The sequence below is a fragment of the Acinetobacter lwoffii genome, assembly GCF_024129115.1.
Taxonomy (GTDB): domain Bacteria; phylum Pseudomonadota; class Gammaproteobacteria; order Pseudomonadales; family Moraxellaceae; genus Acinetobacter; species Acinetobacter lwoffii_T.
The window spans coordinates 1-287 of the sequence record NZ_JAMXXO010000070.1; the positions used below are offsets into that span (position 1 = coordinate 1).

The 287-nt window shown below is 43.6% G+C and carries 1 protein-coding gene; it reads left to right on the forward strand.

Annotated features, from left to right (window positions below; genetic code table 11):
* Positions 1 to 287: transposase (locus NI470_RS15710; RefSeq protein ID WP_253154029.1), on the forward strand; the 287-nt coding region annotated here is incomplete at both ends.

A 287-nucleotide genomic window follows, 5' to 3' on the forward strand; every position in this document is an offset into this window, starting at 1 on the left:
ACCAAGCAATGCCGTCAGGTCATTGCAGATCGGCAAGCGCATGCGGTGATTCCACCTAGAAAAAATGCGAAACCATGGAAAGATACAAAGAGTAGCTCGCTAGAACGAAATGAATTACTTCGAACAGTTAAACGTTTAGGCAGGACACTATGGAAAAAATGGTCAGGCTATCATCGGCGAAGTTTGGTAGAAACCAAGATGCATTGCATTAAATTATTGGGCGATAAACTGAGTGCAAGGAGCTTTCAAAGCCAAGTCAATGAGATTCATACACGTGTGGCAGTCCT